Genomic DNA, 18,704 nt, shown 5'->3' with positions numbered 1-18,704 from the left:
GTCGTGGCCGGGATAGAGCGAGACCGAGAGCCACTCCTCCGCCGGGACATGGGCGAGGATCAGCTCACCGGAGCCCAGGAGCTCGACGGCGAAGAGCCCGAAGCCCTCCTCGTCCCACTCCTCCTCCCAGCGCTCGATGTCCTCGGCGGTCTCGTCGGCGTAGTGCCGCAGGAAGAGCTCCTCCAGCGTGGGCGGGGTGCTCGTCAGGGAACGCACCCCCGACTCGGCGGCGGACGGCGGCGCCGACACCGCGCGGGCCGTAGGCTCGGTGGCGGGAGGGATTCATGGTGAACGAGGACTGGCGGGCGGATCGGATCGGCAGTGCGGTGCGCGGGGAGAACCCGGCCGTCATGCGGCGTCTCGACGCCGGCTTCGCCGTGATCGGCGATGTGCAGTTCCTGCCCGGGTACTCGGTGCTGCTGGTGGACGAACCCGGTGTGCAGCGGCTGTCCGAGTTGCCGCGCCGCAAACGGCTGGACTTCCTGTCGGACATGGATCTGCTCGGAGAGGCGGTCGAGCGGGCCTGTCGGAAGAGGGACGACGGCTTCCGGCGGGTCAACCTGGAGATCCTGGGGAACACCGACGCCTTTCTGCACGCGCACGTCTGGCCGCGGTACGCGTGGGAGCCGGACGACGTGGTGCGGATGCCGGTGTGGCTCCACCCCCGCGACCGGTGGAGCGACGAGCGGTTCGCGCTCGGGCCCGCGCACGACGCGCTGCGCGCGGCGATCGGCGCGGAGCTGGACCTGCTGCGCGCGGCGGGCTGACCGCCGCTCCCGCTACGCCTCCCGGCACGTCAGGCGCATCTGGCCCGCCGCGTGGTGGGCGCCCTCGCGGGCGGAGCCGCCCCAGTCCTGGCCCCGGTCGAGGAGTCGGACCGTGAACGTGGGGGTGCGCAGGGGATGGCTGCCCGTGGGGACCAGGTCACCGCGGTGGTCGACCTGGTCGACGGTGAAGGTGGCGTACGGGGTGCCGTGCGCGAGGAGCTGGTACACCGACGGGTCCCCGGCCACGTCCTGCGGGCGCGGGGGGCTCGGGACATGGACCGCGAGGTCGCACGTGCGGTAGGCGGGACCCACGTCCCACGTCCATGTCGCCGAGTTGTCGTGGTCCTTCGTCGCGCTGCCGGACATCGGGAGCGCCGAGAAGCGGCCGTCGCAGCCCCCGCCCTTGAAGCCGCCCGCCAGGACCGTGTACCAGCCCTCGAAGCCGTCCGCGTACCGGCCCGACTCCGTGTAGCCGCCGCCGTCGCATCCCGGGCCCGCCCACTCCTCGTAGTGCGGGGGGACCGGATGCGTGGGAGGGGTGGAGGACGGGGGCGGCGCCGAGGTCGTCGGCGCCTGCGTGCCGGGGACCGGTGCGCCGGGGAACTCGGTCGGGCCGTTCCTCGTGGGCACCGTCCGTATCGGAGCGTCCCCCTCTGCCGCTGCCGGAGGCGGGTCCTCCGCCCCGGCCAGCGACACGACGACCGCCAGGCAGCCCGTCGCCGCGACGGCCGCGAGCGCCACCGCGCGGCCGGGCCCGCGCCGCCTGATCCCGGGGGACACGCACTGCCGGCAGCCCATCCCCGGCAAAGGGCCCCTGCCGACACCGCCGCACTTTTCGCATGCCATAGCGGCACACCTTAAGGCCGACTCAGCGGAGTTCCTCCGGGCATGCGGTGCCCCGTGGGAAGAACTTGTACGGCGCCGCCAGCCGGTACACGCCCGCCTTCGGCGCCACCAGCTCCGTCCACTCGTCGCCCTCGATGTCCGCCTCCGTCTTCAGCAGGCAGCCGGATGCGTTCAGGAAGACCTTCGGCAGCTCCGTCGTCGACGCCTCGCGCGCCGCCTTCGACGTCTCCGTCTCCTCCGGCGGCTCGATCTTGCCGCCGTTCTCGTCGAGGAGCGCCAGCCACGGCGAGTACGGCACGCGGATCAGCACCCGCCCCGGGCTGTCGACCTCGATGACGACCTCGTTCGCGCCCGCCTTCCGCACCTTGGCGGGAGGCTCCGCCAGCGGGGTCGGGTCGTCGACCTCGTACAGCCGCCAGTTCGCGTCGGACCAGACCTGCTTCAGATACGGCAGCCCGTCGCCGACCAGCTCCGCCTCCCGCTCCGCGCCCGAGTCCGGCGCGCCGGTCGGCAGGACCACGTAGTGCACGGCCCAGCGGTCGAGCCAGTCCTGGTAGTTCGTGGCGTTCAGGGTGTCGTCGTAGAAGAGCGGGTTGCGCTCCATGTCCGCCTGCCGGTTCCAGCCCCGCGCGAGGTTGATGTACGGGGTGAGGGCGGAGGACTCGCGGTGGCTGGAGGCCGGTACGACCTCCACCCGCGCCTTCTCCGCCCCGCGCACCTGCAACTGGTTGATCAGCGGCGCCACCTCGCGCGCCCAGGACGCGTCAGGGGCGGTACGGATGACGTCGTCGACGCCCTTGAAGCCGATCCAGACGTTCAGGCCGACGAAGGCCAGGACGACGGCGTACCAGCGGCGCGAGCGCGGCACGGTGTACGGCAGGGCCGCGAGGAGGACCACGCCGGCGAAGAGCATCACCAGGCGGGAGACGTTCGATCCGATCTGGGAGTCGATCATCCAGGTGAGGAGCGTGCCCGCCGCGTAGACCGCCGCGCCCGTGCGCACGGTGCGCCACTCGCGCGGTACGAGGAGGAGGACGAGGACTCCGAAGAGGAACGGCAGCGAGGTCGAGGCCAGCGACATCGGCTGCGTACCGGAGAAGGGGAACAGCCAGGAGGACAGCGCGACGACCAGCACCGGCGCGAGGCCGAGGGCGTACGCGCCGGGGCGCCGCTTGTTCAGGAAGAGCGCCGCCGCCGCGACTCCGAGGAAGAGTCCGGCGACCGGGCTGCACGCGGTGGCGAGTCCGGCGAGCGGGGCGGCGACCGCCGCCTTCGCCCAGCGCCGGTGACGCCAGCGGTGGGGCCAGCAGAACACGGCGGCGACCGCGCCGAGCGCGAACATCATGCCGAGCCCGAAGGTCACCCGGCCCGACAGCGCGTTGCACAGGAAGGCGAAGACCCCGGCCAGCGAGCACGCCAGCGGATTGCGGACCGCCCGGACCCGCACCAGGATCAGCGCCGTCAGGCCGGCCGAGACCGTTCCGGCGATCATCATCGTCGTACGGACGCCGAGCACGGACATCACGTACGGGGAGATCACGCTGTACGAGACCGGGTGCATCCCGCCGTACCAGGCGAGGTTGTACGCGGAGTCCGGGTGGCGGCCCACGAACTCGGCCCACGCGTCCTGGGCCGCGAGGTCGCCGCCGCTGTTCGCGAACAGGAAGAACCAGAGGACGTGGGCGAGCGCGGCCACGCCCGTCGCGATCATGACGGGGTAGCGCCGCTTGCGCCGCGCGGGCCGGGGACGGGGGGCCGACTCGACGGGCGGGCGGGGCGCCGGGAGGTCTATTCGGGGACGTGAGGTGACCCGCGGGTGCGTGTCCTCGTCCGCGCGTGTCGGCTCGGCGGTGGTCACTCGCGGCCCTCTCCCGTGCTGACTCTCGCGCATGTCTCGATATCCGGAACGCTAACAGCTGGGCACCCCGGCGGACCGGGGTGCCCGGCGGAGTCAGCCCAGACGGGTCAGCTTCTTGTCGAAGCCCGGTTCCACCAGGTCCCGCTGGAGGGAGACGGGAGCGCTGACCTTGCCGGCGCCGGTGCCGATGGACACCTGGCCGACGACGTCGCCCGCCTTGCCGGCGTGCGGGACGGCCTTGCCTCCGTCGGTGAGCTCCAGGTTCACCTTCAGGCCCGGCCAGCCGACGGCCTTGAGCTCCTTGTCGGCGACGACGGGGGTGCTGCCCCCGAGGCCGTCGTCGATGTAGCCGACGACCTGGCCCTTGCGGACCACGGAGGCGGAGGTGACGTTCTTCTGCGCGGCCTGGATCAGCTTGAGGCTGTAGTCGATCGACAGCTGGAGCTTCTCGTGCAGCACGGCCGCGTCCTTCGCGCCCATGACGACGCCGAGGATGCGGCGCTCCTTGCCGTCGACGACCGTCTTCGCGGACCAGAGCAGGTTGCCGCCGGCCGGCGTGGACGATCCGGTCTTGATCCCGGAGACACCGGGCTCCAGCAGGATGTTGTTGTTGTTCTCGATCCGGCCGGGGATGCCGTCGACGGTCAGGTTCGGCATGTCCACGATCTCGCGGAACACGTCGTACTGCATGACCGCCTTCGCCAGCTTCAGCTGGTCCTGCGGGGTGGAGACGCTGGTCGCCTTCAGACCCGACGGGTCGGTGTACGTCGACTGCGTCATCCCGAGGTCCTTGGCGGCGGCGTTCATCTTCTCGACGAACGCGGCCTCCGAACCGGCGTCCCAGCGGGCGAGCCGCCGGGCCACGTTGTTCGCGGACGGGATCATGAGGAGCTGGAGCAGCTCCTTCTCCGTGTACGTCTGCCCCTCCTTGACCGCCGCCGTCGACTCGAACTCCGCGCCGGCCTCGTCCGCGGCCTGCTTGTCGATCTCGATCTCGGGGCCGGTCTCGTTCCCCTTGATGGGGTGGTCGCGGAGGATCACGTACGCCGTCATCGTCTTCGCCACGCTCGCGAGCGGGGCGGGCTTCTGGGCCCCGTACGTGCCGAGCGAGCCGACGCCCTCGACCTCGGCCGCGCCCTGTCCCTCGGTGGGCCACGGCATGTTCAGTTCGCCGCCCTCGAAGGTGAAGGTGGGCGCGGCGGAGAGCTTCATCGTCGGGTTGGGGAGCGGTCGGACGAACTGTACGACTGCAAAGATGATCAGAAGAAGAACGACCAGCGGGGTCCAGATCCGCACGCGCCGCATGGTGTTGCGCAGGGGGGTCGGCGGCGGAGGCGGGGTGTTCGTGAGCTCGGCGAGCAGATCGAGCGGGGGCAGCGGCGGCATCGGCTGCTGCCGGGTGCGCTCGGCCTCGGCGAGCGACGCCGGGGGCGGGGACGCGGGCGTCCTCGCCTCGGGGGCCTTGGGCTCGGGGGCCTTGGGCGTGCCGAGGTCAGGGCGGAGCGGCACGAACGTGCTCGGGCGCTCGGCAGCGGGCTTGGGGGCCTCGGCCGGCTTGGGAGCCTCGGCCGGCTTGGGGGCGGCCTCGGCGGGCTTGGGGAGCGGCGGGAGCTTCAGCGCGGTCGTCGGCTGGTCCACGACGGGCGGCCGTACGGCCCTGAACATCATGGTGGACTGATCGGTGGGCTTGTCGGCCGCGGACGCGGCCTCGGGCTCGTCAGCGGCCTCGGCGACGCCTTCCGGCTCGTCGTCCCGCTCGGGCCGGTCGGTCGACTCGGGCTCGTCGTCCGCCGGGGCTCCCCGCTCGGCGCCGGGCTCATCGACGGACGCGGAGGCGTCATCGGAGACGGACTCGTCGGCAGGCTGATCGGCGGGCTCATCGGCGGCCTCGGAGACGGCCTCGGAGACGGCCTCGGCGGGCTTGCGCGCGGCGAACCAGGAATCCCGGGCCTTCTCGGCGGCGTCGGTGGTGGTGTCCGCGTCGGCGTCGTCCCGCGCGGCCTCCGCGGCCGGCTCGTCCGCCTCGTCCGCCTCGTCCGCCGTCCCGGCCTCGGCGGTCGCGTCGCCCCCCGCCTCGTCACCGGTGTCGTCGCCATCGGCGTCGTCATCGCCATCGGCGTCGCCGTCAGCGGCCTCGTCAGCGGCCTCGGCGCCGTCCTGGTCCTCCCCGTCGCCGGAGGCGACCCACGCCGCCACGGCCGCCCGCAGACGGTCGCCCTCCTCGGGCTCCTCGGACGGCGGGTCCTGACGCTCGGCCTGCTCGGGCACGCGGCCCTCGGCCACGGCATCCTCGGACGGCGCGTCGTCCTCGGGGGTACGCGGGACCAACGCCTTGAAGACGGCGGTCGGCTGGTCGACCTGGACCGGCGACCCGGTCGCGGCGCCCGTCGAACCCGTGGACGCCGTCGACGAGGACGCGGCATCGCGGAGCACGGACAGCCGCGGATCCCTGCCGCCACCCGCAGGAGCCTCCTGCGAAGACTCCTGCTGCTCCGCCTTGTCGGGGGACTCGCCCGCCACCGTGCCTCCTCCATGCGTCATGCGTACGTCCGAACCGTGTACCAGTGTCCTGTGTGAACCCGTTGGCCCCGGTGCTAGACGAGAACGACATACCTACTGGTTCCCGTACGAAGCACCCAGGCACTCTCGACAGATGAATGTGAGAGGGGTCACCCTGTGACTCATCCACGCGGGGAGGCATGGATGGGCAGGAGCCGCAGAACAATTCCGGAGGAGCTTCTGCTGCTCGCTCTGGACCCGGCCACGGGTACCACAGCGCAGCCGCAGTCGCTCGACCTCGGCCTCGCCGGAGCACAGCTAGTGGAGCTGGCTCTGGCAGGACGGATAGCCCCTGACGGGGATCGTATCGCCGTGGTGATGCCACGGCCGACCGGAGATCCGACTCTGGACTCCGCACTGGAACTGCTGCGCAGGCGCGGCAGTCCGGTTCGGGCGGTCCACTGGATCGGCGGGCCCCGACTGGGGCTGCGCCAGATCTACCTCGCTCACCTGGAGCGCTGCGGCATGGTCCATGCCGTGGAGGGCCAGATGTGCGGGGTGTTGCCGACGACTCGCTACCAGGCGACGGACACGGCGATCAGCCGGGACATCAGAGCCCGGCTGGACAGTGCGATCCGCACCGGCGTACCGCCGGACCCGCGGACCGCGGCGCTCGCCGCGCTGGCCCATGCGGTCGGTCTCGGCAAGCACCTGTACCCGGGGAACGAAGGACGGTCGTCGCGGTCCCGGCTGCGCGATCTGATCCGGCACGACCCCATGGGCGGCCTCGTGGCGCATGCCGTGATGGACGTCCAGAACGGTGTGGCCGCACAGCCGCGCCGCGGTACCCCGGGCGGCGTTCCACAGCAGCCGCGCCGAGGCAGCATGGCGCGCGCGGCCGTGCACTGAGGTCCACGTCCACGAGCGCGACCGGATCCGCGAGTTCCACCGGATCCGACCGATCGACCGGATCCGTCCGGGAGCCGCACAGACGTGTGCGGGGCGGCCGTCACGGCCGCCCCGCACACGTGCGTTTCCGCGTTCCGCCTGCGTTGTCGTCATTTCCCAGCGCACACCACACCTTTGGTGGCAGTCTGCCAAGCAGTAGATACTCACAGCTACGCAGCCGACAGCCGGAGGTGCAGTTTCCGTGGCGTCCAACGTCAACCCCACCGTCAGGCGACGCCGATTGGGTCAGGAGCTGCGCCGGCTCCGGGAAGCGAAGAACATGACGGCCGAGCAGGTCGCCGAGCGTCTCCTCGTCTCCCAGTCGAAGATCAGCCGCCTCGAGAACGGCCGTCGCTCCATCAGCCAGCGCGATGTCCGTGACCTCTGCGGGGTGTACGAGGTCGAGGACGAGCGGGTCGTCGAGTCGCTGATGCAGATGGCCAAGGACTCCCGCCAGCAGGGCTGGTGGCACGCGTTCGGCGACATCCCGTACAGCGTCTACATCGGCCTGGAGACGGACGCCGAGAGCCTGCGGGTGTACGAGCCGCAGATCATCCCCGGCCTGCTGCAGACCCATGGCTACGCGGAGGCCGTGATCAGCGGCGCGCTGCCGGAGTCGAACCCGACCGACATCGACAAGCGGGTCACCGTCCGCACCCGGCGCCAGGACCGGATCAAGGACGAGGAGCGGCCGCTGCGGCTGTGGGCGGTCATCGACGAGGGCGCGCTGCGCCGGGTCGTCGGCAACAAGCAGCTGATGATCCAGCAGTTGGAGCATCTCGTCGAGCAGTCGCAGCTGCCGCACGTGACCGTCCAGGTGCTGCCGTTCGACATGGGCGCGCATCCGGGCATCAGCGGGCATTACGCGATCCTGGAATTCCCGGACACTTCCGACTCCAGCGTCGTCTACATCGAGGGTGTGACGAGCGACCTCTATCTGGAGAAGGCGCAGGATGTCGCGAAGTACAGCGTGATGTACGAACACCTGCGGGCGCAGGCCCTGAATGTGGAACAGACCCGGGAGTTCATTTCGGACATCGCGAAGTCGTACGCCGCCGGCTGAGAGGCACCGATTGGGAGGGGAAAGAGGCGGCCCTTCCGAATTCTCCGATTCGGGCCTGAAAGCAGCCATTCGGCCGGGCCCCGAACGGAGGGGCACGCACGGTACACCCCGTACTCGCTCCCACGGAAGCGCAGTTGGAATATGCCATCCGGTCGGGTGAACGCCGCCCCCACGCGGCGGACCCGACGAGTAGCGTCGATCACGCCAGCATGAGTTGGCGCGACACGCTACTTGCAGAACCGGAGTGAAGAACATGGCGATTATTCAGGGCGCTACGGACACCTGGACCAAGTCCTCGTATTCCGGCGGTAACGGGGCCTGTGTCGAAGTCAAGTCCCCCGTCGTGGCCGCGATCTCGGTCCGTGACTCGAAGGCCCCCGAGGGTCCGTCCATCGCTTTCGGCTCGGCATCGTGGAACGCCTTCGTCGGTGAAGTGAGCAACGGGGCGCTCTGAGCCCGCGTGTTCCGAGCACCACGGTACGTACGGAAAGAGCCCTCTCGACCGGTCCGCCGTCCTGGCCGAGGGGGCTCGGCCATGTCCTCAGCGGAGTCGGTCGACGTACTGGTCCGTGCCCGGCACCGTCGGGATGAACGGCGCGACCAGTTCGACCCGCCCCCACTCGCCCCCGACGGTGTCCAGGTCCGCGAAGTGCTCCGCCCAGCAGTCGCGCGGGTCGCGTTCCAGGAACCACAGCAGGGTGAGCCGGGTGTCGACCCCCTCGACCTGCTTCACGTAGGTCATGCGGTCGCCCGGCAGGGGTGTCGGGCGGAAGACGGTGACCATCGCGGCCGGTGAGCCGGCGAGGCGCCTGGGCAGTTCGCTCGACCGCAGCCGTTCGAGCAGCTCGGCGCGCCGGTCCGGGCCCTCGGCGTCGACGACCTGGAGGACGAGCCCCTGGTAGGGGTGGTCCAGGGCGTGGAAGTCCCGCGGCCCGGCCGCCCCGTCGCGGTACACGGTGGCCTCGTGGTCCTGGAAGGCCGTGAAGACGTGCGTGCGGTCGCGGTAGACGCGGGCGTCGCGGTTGAGCCGCTTGTTGATGGCGACGGTCCACTTCATGTGCGCGTCGTAGCGGCCCTCGGTGACCCAGTAGGTGGAGAGGTAGCAGCCGGCGGTGACGGGCTGGGCGACGGCGGACTTCTCCGGGGTGCGCAGTTCCTGCAGGTCGCGGGTGGCGACCCAGCGGCGGCCCGCGAACATCCAGGGCATCGCCATGGCGCCCGCGTAGTAGTGGTCGTCCTCGTACCAGCGGTTGTAGGCGTACTCGTGGCCCGGGTGCGGCTCGACCATCGTGATCAGCGCGTGGCCGGGGTGGACGCCGTACGGCCCGACGGCCGCCAGCTCCGCGTACGTCTCGTCACTCATGCCCGTACCCCTTCCCTTGTCCTCCGGAGGCTCCTACTCTGACGGGTCGTCAGATCGATCGCCAGAGTCGGGAGGCACCCGGATGCTGCTCCAGGGAAAGACCGTGGTCGTGTCGGGCGTCGGCGCCGGACTCGGGCACCGGATCGCCGAGACGGTCGTACGGGACGGGGGCAACGCGGTCCTCGGCGCGCGCACCGAGGCCAACCTCGCCAAGTCGGCGGCCGAGATCGACCCGGGCGGGCGGAGGACGGCCCACCGGGCCACCGACATCACCGACGAGGGGCAGTGCGAGGCGCTCGCCGCGCTGGCGCTCGAACGGTTCGGCGCGATCGACGCGGTGGTCCATGTCGCCGCCTGGGACAGCTACTTCGGCGGGATCGAGGACGCGGACTTCGACACCTGGCAGGGGGTCCTCGACGTCAATCTGCTCGGCACGCTGCGCATGACCCGGGCTTGCCTGCCGGCCCTGAAGGAGCGGGGCGGCTCGGTGGTCCTGATCGGGACGCAGTCGGCCGTCGCCGCGCCCTCGCAGGTGCGGCAGGCGGCGTACGCGGCCTCGAAGGGGGCGCTGACCTCGGCGATGTACTCGATGGCCCGGGAGCTGGGGCCGCACCGGATCCGGGTCAACACCGTGCTGCCGGGCTGGATGTGGGGCCCGCCCGTCCAGGCGTACGTCCAGTTCACCGCGCACACCGAGGGGGTGGCGGAGGACGAGGTGCTGGCGCGACTCGCGGAGCGGATGGCGCTGCCCGAGCTGGCGACGGACGGGGACGTGGCGGAGGCGGCCGCCTTCCTGGCCTCGGACCGGGCGCGGGCCATCACCGGACAGTCCCTGCTCGTCAACGCGGGCGAGCTGATGCGGTAGCGCCCCCGCGGGCGGAGACCGGGCCGCACGGTACGCGACGGCGTGCCGTGCGGCCCTTTTTGACCCCATCTGGATTCAGAGATGTGAACGCAGGTCAACAAGGAGAACGATTTTACGTGCTCTTGACCATCCATCGCGTTGTCCTGGCCCGTCAACTCGCCACACCATGAACGGCGTTCACAAGGCGGACCGGACCCCTGGAGGGGGCTCAATGAACAGTCTCGACTGGGCCGTGCTCATCGGCTACTTCGGCGTGATGGTCGCGATCGGCGTCTGGTCCCACAAGCGCGTGGACAACGTCTCCGACTTCTTCACCGCCGGCGGGAAGATGCCCTGGTGGCTCTCCGGCATCTCCCACCACATGTCCGGCTACAGCGCGGTGATGTTCACCGGGTACGCCGGCATCGCCTACACGTACGGCGTCACGTCCTATGTCACGTGGTCCTTCCCGATCGCGATCGGCATCGCCATCGGCGCCCATCTCTTCGCGCCCCGCCTCAACCGGCTGCGCTCACGGCTCCACGTCGCCTCACCCCTGGAGTACCTGAAGAACCGCTACAACCTGCCCACCCAGCAGGCCCTCGCCTGGTCCGGAGTTCTCCTGAAGATCGTCGACGTGGGTGCGAAGTGGGCGGCGATCGCCACGCTGCTCTCCGTCTTCACCGGGATCTCCCTCAACCAGGGCATCCTCATCACCGGTGTCATCACCGGCATCTACTGCACCGTCGGCGGCCTGTGGGCCGACGCGCTCACCGAACTGGGCCAGTTCGTCATCCAGTTCTTCGCCGGCATCGCGATGCTCGTCGCCGTCCTCGCCGAGCTCGGCGGGATCAGCGCGCTGTGGGACGTGTGGGACCGGCCCGAGCTCCAGGGCCACACCGCGCCGACCGCCGGCCCGTACACGCTGACCTTCCTGCTCGCGTACCTCTTCATCAAGACCTTCGAGTACAGCGGCGGGATGTGGAACCAGGCGCAGCGCTACATGGCCACCCCCAACGCCCGCGAGGCCACCCGCTCCGGCCGGCTCTCGGCGGTGCTCTGGTTCGTCTGGCCGCTGGTCCTCTTCTTCCCCATGTGGGTCGCGCCGCTGCTCGTCGACCCGAAGAAGCCCGACGCCTCCGACAGCTACGCCCTGATGACCGAACAGCTGCTGCCGCACGGACTGCTCGGTCTGGTCATCGTCGGCTTCTTCTCGCACACCATGGCCATGTGCTCCTCCGACGCCAACGCCATCGCGGCCGTCTTCACCCGCGACATCGCCCCCGTCATGAGCAAGGCGGCCCGCAGGTGGACCCAGCAGGCCGGGCTGATCGCGGCGCGCTGGTCGACGATCGCGTTCCTCGCCCTGTCGATGGCGGTCGCCACCCAGGTCAACTCCCCCACCTTCAAGGACATCATCACGGTCGTCATCAAGTGGGTGGCCGGGCTGATGGGGCCGATCGCGATCCCGTTCATGCTGGGTCTGCTGAAGACGTTCCGGAAGTCCGGCCCGACGGCCGCCCTCGTCTCCTGGGCGGCGGGCCTGTTCGCCTTCTGGCTGACCAACTACGGCCTGGACGGCATCGAGCTCCAGATCCAGATCGTCTCGCCGCTCGCGACCTCGCTGATCCTGTACGTCCTCATCGGCCTCATCAAGCCCGAGGACACCCCCGAGCGCGACGAGATCCTGGCGAGGATCAACCAGGACCCCGACGAGGACGGCGACGCCGCCGTCCCGCCGCAGAGCTCGGGCACGCCCGCCGGTCAGCCCCTCGGATAGCGGGCCAGCCACCCGGGGTGCGACTCCGAGGGGCTGTGCAGGGCGGCGCCCTGCGTCATCTCCATCGCGAAGTCGTCCGCGAGCTCCAGGATCGTGGAACGGCCCTCCAGCTCGGCCAGCCAGGCCGGCGGGAGGGCCGTCTCGCCGTGCAGGGCGCCGAGCAGCGCGCCCGTGACGGCCCCCGTCACGGCGGACGGGCCGTCGTGGTTGACCGCGAGCCGCAGCCCGTGGCGGATGTCCTCGCCGACCAGGGCGCAGTAGACGGCGGCCGCGAGCTGGCACTCCGCCCGGTCCTCGTCCGCGCCGAGATCGGTGACCCGGCCCGCGTTCGGCATCCCCTGACGTACGGACCCCAGGGCCTGCTGCAGCGCGGCGGTGACGGGTTCGTGGCCGGGTCGCGGGGTGAGCTGGGCCAGCGCCCGCTGCACCGAGCCGTCCACGCTCTCACCGCGTGCGAGCCCGTGCACCACGACGGCGAGCGCGCCGGCCGACAGGTACGCGGCGGGGTCGCCGTGCGTCTGCGCCGCGCACTCCACGGCCAGCTGGCACACCAGCTGCGGCTCCCAGCCGACGAGGAGACCGAAGGGCGCCGAGCGGACCAGGGCACCGGAATCGGCCGCGTCCGGGTTCTTGGGCTTGTCGAGGGTGCCGAGGAGCTCGTCGCCCAGACCCGCCAGGCAGGCACGCGCGGGGTCGCGGCGGGCGTAGAGCCACTCCTCCCGGGCCAGCCAGCCCAGGTCCGTCCGCCGCTCGTCGGGACCCCAGTCGCGCTGGGTGGCCGCCCAGCGCAGATGGGCGCGGTGGACGTCGGTGGGCGGGTGCCAGGCGCCGGTGTCGCGGCGGACCTGGGCGCGTATCAGTCCGTCGACGGTGAAGAGGGTCATCTGGCTGGCGGCGGTGACCGCGCCCCGTCTGCCGTACGCGGGGACCGGCTCGGTGAGCCCCTCGGCCCCGTGAGCGGCCCTGATCGCCTCCAGGGGGAGCGCCGCGACACCCGCGCCGAAGGCGTCGCCCACGGCCCCGCCGAGGAGACAGCCGCGGACCCGGGCCCGGAAGTCCTGCTGTTCGGCGCGGCCCCACACGGCCGCAGCGCTCGTGGTCACGACGTACCCTCCCCCGGAAACCCTCGGCGCACAGATCTCGCAGCACTGTAATCGACCGCGTTCACGCGTTCGCGGGGCGGAACCATTTGCGATCGGACGCCTCTCCGTCCATCGTCGGCCGCCGTTCACCGGTCGTTCCCGCACGGCTTGAACGATCCGCCGCGTGACACGATTCACGACCTCCGCCACCGCCGCCGTCGCCGCCCTCGTGCTGTGCGCCACCGCCCGGCCGCCGCGGACCGTTCCGCGGGGAGCGCTCTCCCCCGCGCGGCGGAGGCGGACCGTCCCCGCGGCGGACGTCCGCGGAAGGGGAACCGGCGAGGCTCGGGGGGACGTACCGCCCCCTCGAACGGAGCATCACCGTGCTGAAGAACTCGCTGCGCGCCGCCGCCGTACTCGCGCTGATCGCCGCCGTCGCCGCGCCCGTGGCCGTCGCGGCACCCGCACCGGAGCCCCCGCCCCTCCGCGTGGCCACCGAGACCCTGCGCTCCTCGCTCAAGGGCGAGGCGCGCAGGGAGTACCCCGTGGCCGAGGAGGAGGTCCGGTTCAGCGTCGAGGGCGGCTACGCCCTGAAGGACCGACGCCAGGGCGACGCGGCGAGATTCTGAGGGACCGCTCTAGTCGCCCAGCACCGGCAGCAGCTCCGGCAGGTGGCCGTCCGAGGCCGTCGCCGCGCGCTGCCGCTCCTCCGGGACCTCGCCGTACAGCGTCGTGCGCGGCCGGGACGGCCTGCCCGCCGCCTCCGCGATCGCGACGAGGTCGCGGATCGAGCGGTACGAGCCGTAACTGGAGCCCGCCATACGGGAGATGGTCTCCTCCATCAGCGTGCCGCCCAGGTCGTTGGCGCCGGAGCGGAGCATCTCGGCGGCGCCGTCCGCGCCCAGCTTCACCCAGCTGGTCTGGATGTTCGGGATGTGCGGGTGCAGAAGCAGCCGGGCCATGGCCGTGACCGCGCGGTTGTCGCGGACGGTCGGGCCGGGGCGGGCGATGCCCGCGAGGTAGACCGGGGCGTTGGTGTGGATGAAGGGCAGCGTCACGAACTCCGTGAAGCCGCCGGTCTCCTGCTGGATCCGGGCCAGCGTGCGGAAGTGGCCGAGCCAGTGCCGGGGCTGGTCCACATGTCCGTACATCATCGTGGACGAGGAGCGGATCCCCAGCTCGTGGGCGGTCTTCACCACCTCGATCCAGGTGGCCGCCGGCAGCTTGCCCTTGGTGAGGACCCAGCGGACCTCGTCGTCGAGGATCTCGGCGGCCGTGCCGGGGATCGAGTCGAGGCCGGCCTCCTTCGCGGCCGTCAGCCATTCGCGGATCGAGAGCCCGGTACGGGTCGCCCCGTTGACGACCTCCATCGGCGAGAAGGCGTGGACGTGCATGCCGGGTACCCGTTCCTTCACCGCCCGCGCGATGTCGAAGTAGGCCGTGCCGGGCAGGTCCGGGTGGATGCCGCCCTGCATGCACACCTCGACCGCGCCGACGTCCCACGCCTGCTGGGCGCGGTCGGCGACCTGGTCCAGCGAGAGGGTGTACGCGTCGGCGTCCGTGCGGCGCTGGGCGAAGGCGCAGAACCGGCAGCCGGTGTAACAGACGTTGGTGAAGTTGATGTTCCGCGTGACGATGTAGGTGACCTCGTCGCCGACCACCGACGTCCGCACGTCGTCGGCGATCCGGGTGAGGGCGTCCAGCGCCGGACCGTCCGCGTGCAGCAGCGCGAGGGCCTGGTCGTCGGTGAGCCGCGTCGGGTCGTCCGCGGCGACCGCGAGGGCGGCCCGGACGTCCGTGTCGATGCGCTGCGGGACCATGCCGGGGACGGCGGCCTCGCGTAGCGCCTCCCAGTCCCCGTACACCTCGTCGAAGTCGTCGCGGCGGTCGTGGGTGCGGCCGGTGGTGTCGATGGTGCGGTGCAGGTCGGTGCGCCCGGCGGCCGTGAACGCCTCGTCCGGCTCCTGCCACGGCAGTCCGCGCACCTCCGCGTCCGGGTCGGCGAGACCGGTCTCCGGATCGGCGAGCGCACGGACGTGCGGCAGCAGCCGCGGGTCGAGCCAGGGCTCGCCGCGCCCCACGAACTCCGGGTAGACGCAGAGCCGTTCGCGCAGCTCGAAGCCGGCGGCACGGGACTTCTCGGCGAGGGTGTCGATCTGCGGCCAGGGGCGCTCGGGGTTCACGTGGTCGATGGTGAGCGGGGAGACCCCGCCCCAGTCGTCGATCCCGGCGCCGATCAGCCGCCCGTACTCCTCGTCGACGAGGTTCGGCGGTGCCTGGAGGCAGGCGGAGGGGCCCATGATGTGCCGGGCCACGGCGATCGTGGCGACGAGGTCGTCGAGTTCGGCGTCCGGCATCCCGCGCATCGCCGTGTCCGGCTTGGCGCGGAAGTTCTGGATGATCAGCTCCTGGATGGAGTGGTACGCGCGGGAGACGCGGCGGAGCGCGAAGAGGGACTCGGCCCGCTCCTCGTACGTCTCGCCGATCCCGATGAGCAGTCCGCTGGTGAACGGCACCGAGGACCGGCCCGCGTCCTCCAGGACCCGCAGCCGGACGGCCGGCTCCTTGTCGGGCGATCCGTGGTGCGGGCCGCCGGGCTCGGACCACAGGCGGGTCGCGGTCGTCTCCAGCATCATCCCCATGGACGGGGCGACGGGCTTGAGGCGCTGGAAGTCCGTCCAGGACATCACGCCGGGGTTGAGGTGCGGCAGGAGGCCGGTCTCCTCCAGGATGCGGATGGCCATGGCCCGTACGTAGGCGAGGGTGTCGTCGTAGCCGTGCGCGTCGAGCCACTCGCGCGCCTCCGGCCAGCGGTCCTCGGGCTTGTCGCCGAGCGTGATCAGGGCTTCCTTGCACCCCAGCTCGGCGCCGCGGCGCGCGATGTCGAGGACCTCGTCGGGTGACATGAACATCCCGTGCCCGGCCCGGCGCAGCTTGCCGGGCACGGTGACGAAGGTGCAGTAGTGGCACTTGTCCCGGCACAGCCGGGTGAGCGGAATGAACACGCTCTTCGAGTACGTGATGACGCCGGCCCGCCCGGCGGCCTCCAGGCCCGCGTCCCGCACCCGCCCGGCGGACGCGGCGAGATCCTCGAGATCGGCGCCCCGGGCCTGCAGCAGCACGGCGGCCTCGGACACGTCGAGCGCCACTCCGTCCCTGGCCCTGCGGAGGGCACGGCGCATGGCGTTCTCGGTGGGCCGTTCCGCCTGCCCGGGCTGCTGATCCGTCATGGAACGAGCATACGAGCGGCCCCCGCGGTTGAGTACGCGTACTCAACCACGGCTCATCCGAGGGCCCTACGATGAGCCCTCTTCCTTCCGTTCGGGATCTTCGGGGGACCGCTGGTGGCATGGAATGCCCCATGGGACGAACTGTTCGGGTCGGCCGATTCCACTGCCGGGTTCCCGCCGGCACGCACGACGAGGTGACCCGTGACCAGTCGACTCACATGGACCGTGTCCGCCCTGCTCGCATGCGCGCTTCTGGCGGGATGCTCGACCGTGGAGGGCAAGACCGCCGACGTTCGCGACGGCGCGCAGATGCTGGCGGGGGCGCAGCGTACGTCCAGTCAGGTCCTGGACATGATCGGCCTGAAGGGGAAGGTGACCGACGGGCCGCCCCTGCCGCTGCCGTGCGAGGGCTACGAGGCCGAGGTGGAGCGGGTGGACCACCCGTGGAGCATCTACGACCTTCCGTACGAGGAGCTGGAGCGGGCCTACGCCCGGATGCGCACCACCCTGCCCGCCAAGGGCTGGAAGATCACGCAGGACGGACCGGACGAGAGCGCGGCGAAGACGCCCACCCTGCGGGCCGACGCGCCCGACGGCGACTACGCGGTGGAGCTCCGGCTCATGGACAACCGCAAGCACCCGACGGCCAAGACGGAGGCGTTGATCTCCCTCACCGTCGTCTCCCGCTGCTTCCGGCCCTCCTGACGCCCGGGCTGAGTACCCGAACCCGGCCCTCTGAGCCCCCGTACGGATCCGGGCCGCACGGCCCGGCCGTAGCGTCCGTGGGGTGAACGATCACCTGCGAAAGCCCCTGCGCGTCGGTCTGTACGTCGTCCTCGGCTGCGTCGCCCTGCCCGTGCTGCTGATCCTCGGGCTGGTGCTGTGGTACGCCGTCGACGCCGCCACCGGGGAGGACTGGCCGACGGTGCGTCCGGCCGACATGGCACGGCGGGCGTCGGACCGGTCGCAGGAGCTGTACGACGCGGCGGGCATCGACCGCCGTCTGCCCGCCGCGCACAGCGACGACCTCGCCGAGGCCGGCAACCGTTTCGGGGCGGAGAGCTGTTACCCACAGGGCATCGAGAGCATCAGCGACACACCCGAGCCGGGCTCCTACCGGCTCTCTCACAAGTGGCGGCTCGACGGCGTCGACGAGAAGGACGCCACCGCCGCGCTGAGCGGGATGCACGCCCACCTGAAGGCGACCGGGTGGACGGTCACCTCCTACGGCCCCCTGGACCACATCCGGGAGCTGCGGGCGCGCAAGGGCGACGAGGAGCGGGTGGTCCTCACCTGGTGGTCGAACCGGCGGACGCTGGACGCGTTCGTCGGAATGCCGTGCGCCTACGACCCCGCGGGCGCGGAGGCCGAGACCGCCGTCGAGGAACTGACGCCCCCGACCCTCCGCTAGCCCGTCGAGGACCCAGCGCCCACCGCCCCCGCCAGCCCCCGGCGGACCCGAAGCCGACCGCCCTCCGCCAGCCCGTCGAGGACCCGGAGCCGACCGCCCCGCCAGCCCGCGGCGGGCCCGGAGCCCGTGGACCTTCACTGGCACGTGCTCACAGGTACCGCGCGTACTCGTCCAGCACCCCCAGCACCTCCGTCTCGTCCCCCGGCGGAAGCTGGAGCACCACCTCCTCGCAGCCCAGCTCCGCGTAGTGCGCCAGCTTTCCCGGGTTCGGCAGGACCGCGTAGGGGACGACCTGGAGGGTCTTCGGGTCGCGGCCGGCCTTCTCCCACGCCTCGCGCAGCACCGGCATCGACTGCGTCAGACCGCGGCCGCCGATCGGCATCCAGCCGTCCGCGTACTCGGCGATCTGCGCGAAGAGCTTGGGGCCGGCCGCGCCGCCGAGGAGGGTGCGCGGGGCGCCGCCCGCCGGCTTGGGGTGGGCGAAGGACGCGCGTACCGAGACCCCGAACTCACCCTCGTACGCCGTCGGTTCGTCCGCCCAGAGCGCCCGCATCAGCGCCATCCGCTCCCGGCCGAGCTCACGTCGCGTCGCCCATTCCACACCGTGGTCGGCGGCCTCCTCCTTGTTCCAGCCGAAGCCGATGCCGAGGGTGAAGCGGCCCCCGGAGAGGTGGTCCAGGGTGGCGATCTGCTTGGCCAGACCGATCGGGTCGTGCTCGGTGATGAGGGTGACCCCGGTGCCGAGTTCGAGTCGTTCGGTGACGGCGGACGCCTGGCCGAGGGCGACGAAGGGGTCGAGGGTGCGGCCGTACTCCCGGGGCAGTTCGGTGCCCGCCGCGGGGTAGGGGGTGGTCCGCTCGATCGGGATGTGGGTGTGTTCGGGCAGATAGAGCCCGGCGAAGCCCCGCTGCTCCAGCTCGCGCGCGAGGCGGACGGGGGCGATGGTCTCGTCGGTCAGGAAGATCGTGGTCGAGATCCGCATAGCGGCACGGTAGGGGCTGCGGCCGCGATTT

At 71.6% G+C, this 18,704-nt stretch carries 16 protein-coding genes and 1 pseudogene; 9 read left to right on the top strand and 8 right to left on the bottom strand.

Going from position 1 to position 18,704, the window contains the following annotated elements:
* Window positions 1-249, bottom strand: a pseudogene (locus AB0D99_RS26885) (hypothetical protein); the annotation flags it as partial.
* Window positions 250-287: 38 nt separating this feature from the next.
* Between AB0D99_RS26885 and AB0D99_RS26880 the strand changes: the two are divergent.
* Window positions 288-767 (top strand): diadenosine tetraphosphate hydrolase, encoded by a 480-nt coding sequence (locus AB0D99_RS26880; protein ID WP_362367417.1) that lies wholly within the window; start codon window positions 288-290, stop codon window positions 765-767.
* Window positions 768-779: 12 nt separating this feature from the next.
* On the opposite strand, the gene AB0D99_RS26875 is transcribed toward AB0D99_RS26880, so the two are convergent.
* The 3 genes from AB0D99_RS26875 to AB0D99_RS26865 all read right to left on the bottom strand — a co-directional run bounded on the left by AB0D99_RS26875 (window position 780) and on the right by AB0D99_RS26865 (window position 6,012).
* Window positions 780-1,397, bottom strand: coding sequence for an adhesin (locus AB0D99_RS26875; protein WP_362367403.1), 618 nt, complete (start codon window positions 1,395-1,397; stop codon window positions 780-782).
* Between the two features lie 238 nt (window positions 1,398-1,635).
* Window positions 1,636-3,324, bottom strand: coding sequence for an MFS transporter (locus AB0D99_RS26870; RefSeq protein WP_362367414.1), 1,689 nt, complete (start codon window positions 3,322-3,324; stop codon window positions 1,636-1,638).
* A 240-nt stretch (window positions 3,325-3,564) separates the two neighbouring features.
* The gene (locus AB0D99_RS26865) at window positions 3,565-6,012 is read right to left on the bottom strand and encodes a D-alanyl-D-alanine carboxypeptidase (RefSeq protein WP_362367400.1); all 2,448 of its coding nucleotides are present in this window, start codon (window positions 6,010-6,012) and stop codon (window positions 3,565-3,567) included.
* A gap of 162 nt (window positions 6,013-6,174) precedes the next feature.
* On the opposite strand from AB0D99_RS26865, the gene AB0D99_RS26860 reads away from it, so the two are divergent.
* From AB0D99_RS26860 to AB0D99_RS26850, 3 genes are all read left to right on the top strand, one after another.
* Complete coding sequence (locus tag AB0D99_RS26860; RefSeq protein ID WP_362367396.1) at window positions 6,175-6,879, top strand: GPP34 family phosphoprotein; 705 nt, start codon at window positions 6,175-6,177, stop codon at window positions 6,877-6,879.
* Between the two features lie 241 nt (window positions 6,880-7,120).
* The gene (locus tag AB0D99_RS26855; protein WP_362367391.1) at window positions 7,121-7,981 is read left to right on the top strand and encodes a helix-turn-helix transcriptional regulator; all 861 of its coding nucleotides are present in this window, start codon (window positions 7,121-7,123) and stop codon (window positions 7,979-7,981) included.
* A 253-nt stretch (window positions 7,982-8,234) separates the two neighbouring features.
* The gene (locus AB0D99_RS26850; RefSeq protein ID WP_362367412.1) at window positions 8,235-8,435 is read left to right on the top strand and encodes a DUF397 domain-containing protein; all 201 of its coding nucleotides are present in this window, start codon (window positions 8,235-8,237) and stop codon (window positions 8,433-8,435) included.
* A gap of 87 nt (window positions 8,436-8,522) precedes the next feature.
* Here the strand turns inward: AB0D99_RS26850 and AB0D99_RS26845 are convergent, their stop codons facing one another.
* Window positions 8,523-9,344: a hypothetical protein gene (locus AB0D99_RS26845; protein ID WP_362367388.1), complete on the bottom strand. Its 822-nt coding sequence runs from the start codon at window positions 9,342-9,344 to the stop codon at window positions 8,523-8,525.
* A gap of 82 nt (window positions 9,345-9,426) precedes the next feature.
* On the opposite strand from AB0D99_RS26845, the gene AB0D99_RS26840 reads away from it, so the two are divergent.
* Both AB0D99_RS26840 and AB0D99_RS26835 read left to right on the top strand, forming a co-directional pair.
* The gene (locus AB0D99_RS26840; protein ID WP_362367385.1) at window positions 9,427-10,209 is read left to right on the top strand and encodes an SDR family oxidoreductase; all 783 of its coding nucleotides are present in this window, start codon (window positions 9,427-9,429) and stop codon (window positions 10,207-10,209) included.
* A gap of 211 nt (window positions 10,210-10,420) precedes the next feature.
* Window positions 10,421-11,968, top strand: coding sequence for a sodium:solute symporter family protein (locus tag AB0D99_RS26835; protein WP_362367382.1), 1,548 nt, complete (start codon window positions 10,421-10,423; stop codon window positions 11,966-11,968).
* Here AB0D99_RS26835 and AB0D99_RS26830 read toward each other — a convergent pair.
* Window positions 11,953-13,071, bottom strand: a complete 1,119-nt coding sequence (locus AB0D99_RS26830; protein ID WP_362367379.1) for an ADP-ribosylglycohydrolase family protein — start codon at window positions 13,069-13,071, stop codon at window positions 11,953-11,955. The two genes, AB0D99_RS26835 and AB0D99_RS26830, sit on opposite strands and share 16 nt — an antisense overlap.
* 362 nt (window positions 13,072-13,433) lie before the next feature.
* On the opposite strand from AB0D99_RS26830, the gene AB0D99_RS26825 reads away from it, so the two are divergent.
* Window positions 13,434-13,679 carry a hypothetical protein gene (locus AB0D99_RS26825; protein WP_362367376.1) on the top strand — a complete coding sequence of 82 codons (246 nt, stop codon included), beginning with the start codon at window positions 13,434-13,436 and terminating at the stop codon, window positions 13,677-13,679.
* A 9-nt stretch (window positions 13,680-13,688) separates the two neighbouring features.
* On the opposite strand, the gene AB0D99_RS26820 is transcribed toward AB0D99_RS26825, so the two are convergent.
* Window positions 13,689-16,280 carry a bifunctional FO biosynthesis protein CofGH gene (locus tag AB0D99_RS26820; RefSeq protein ID WP_362367373.1) on the bottom strand — a complete coding sequence of 864 codons (2,592 nt, stop codon included), beginning with the start codon at window positions 16,278-16,280 and terminating at the stop codon, window positions 13,689-13,691.
* Window positions 16,281-16,481: 201 nt separating this feature from the next.
* Between AB0D99_RS26820 and AB0D99_RS26815 the strand changes: the two genes are divergently transcribed.
* Both AB0D99_RS26815 and AB0D99_RS26810 read left to right on the top strand, forming a co-directional pair.
* Window positions 16,482-16,985: a hypothetical protein gene (locus AB0D99_RS26815; protein WP_362367370.1), complete on the top strand. Its 504-nt coding sequence runs from the start codon at window positions 16,482-16,484 to the stop codon at window positions 16,983-16,985.
* A gap of 82 nt (window positions 16,986-17,067) precedes the next feature.
* On the top strand, window positions 17,068-17,691 hold the full coding sequence (locus tag AB0D99_RS26810; RefSeq protein WP_362367367.1) for a hypothetical protein: 624 nt from the start codon (window positions 17,068-17,070) through the stop codon (window positions 17,689-17,691).
* Between the two features lie 148 nt (window positions 17,692-17,839).
* On the opposite strand, the gene AB0D99_RS26805 is transcribed toward AB0D99_RS26810, so the two are convergent.
* Window positions 17,840-18,673, bottom strand: a complete 834-nt coding sequence (locus tag AB0D99_RS26805; protein ID WP_362367364.1) for an LLM class F420-dependent oxidoreductase — start codon at window positions 18,671-18,673, stop codon at window positions 17,840-17,842.
* Window positions 18,674-18,704: the final 31 nt, after the last annotated feature.

It is taken from the genome of Streptomyces sp. NPDC047971 (assembly GCF_040653355.1).
In the GTDB taxonomy this organism is placed as follows: domain Bacteria; phylum Actinomycetota; class Actinomycetes; order Streptomycetales; family Streptomycetaceae; genus Streptomyces.
This window is presented reverse-complemented; position numbering and strand designations above follow the sequence as displayed.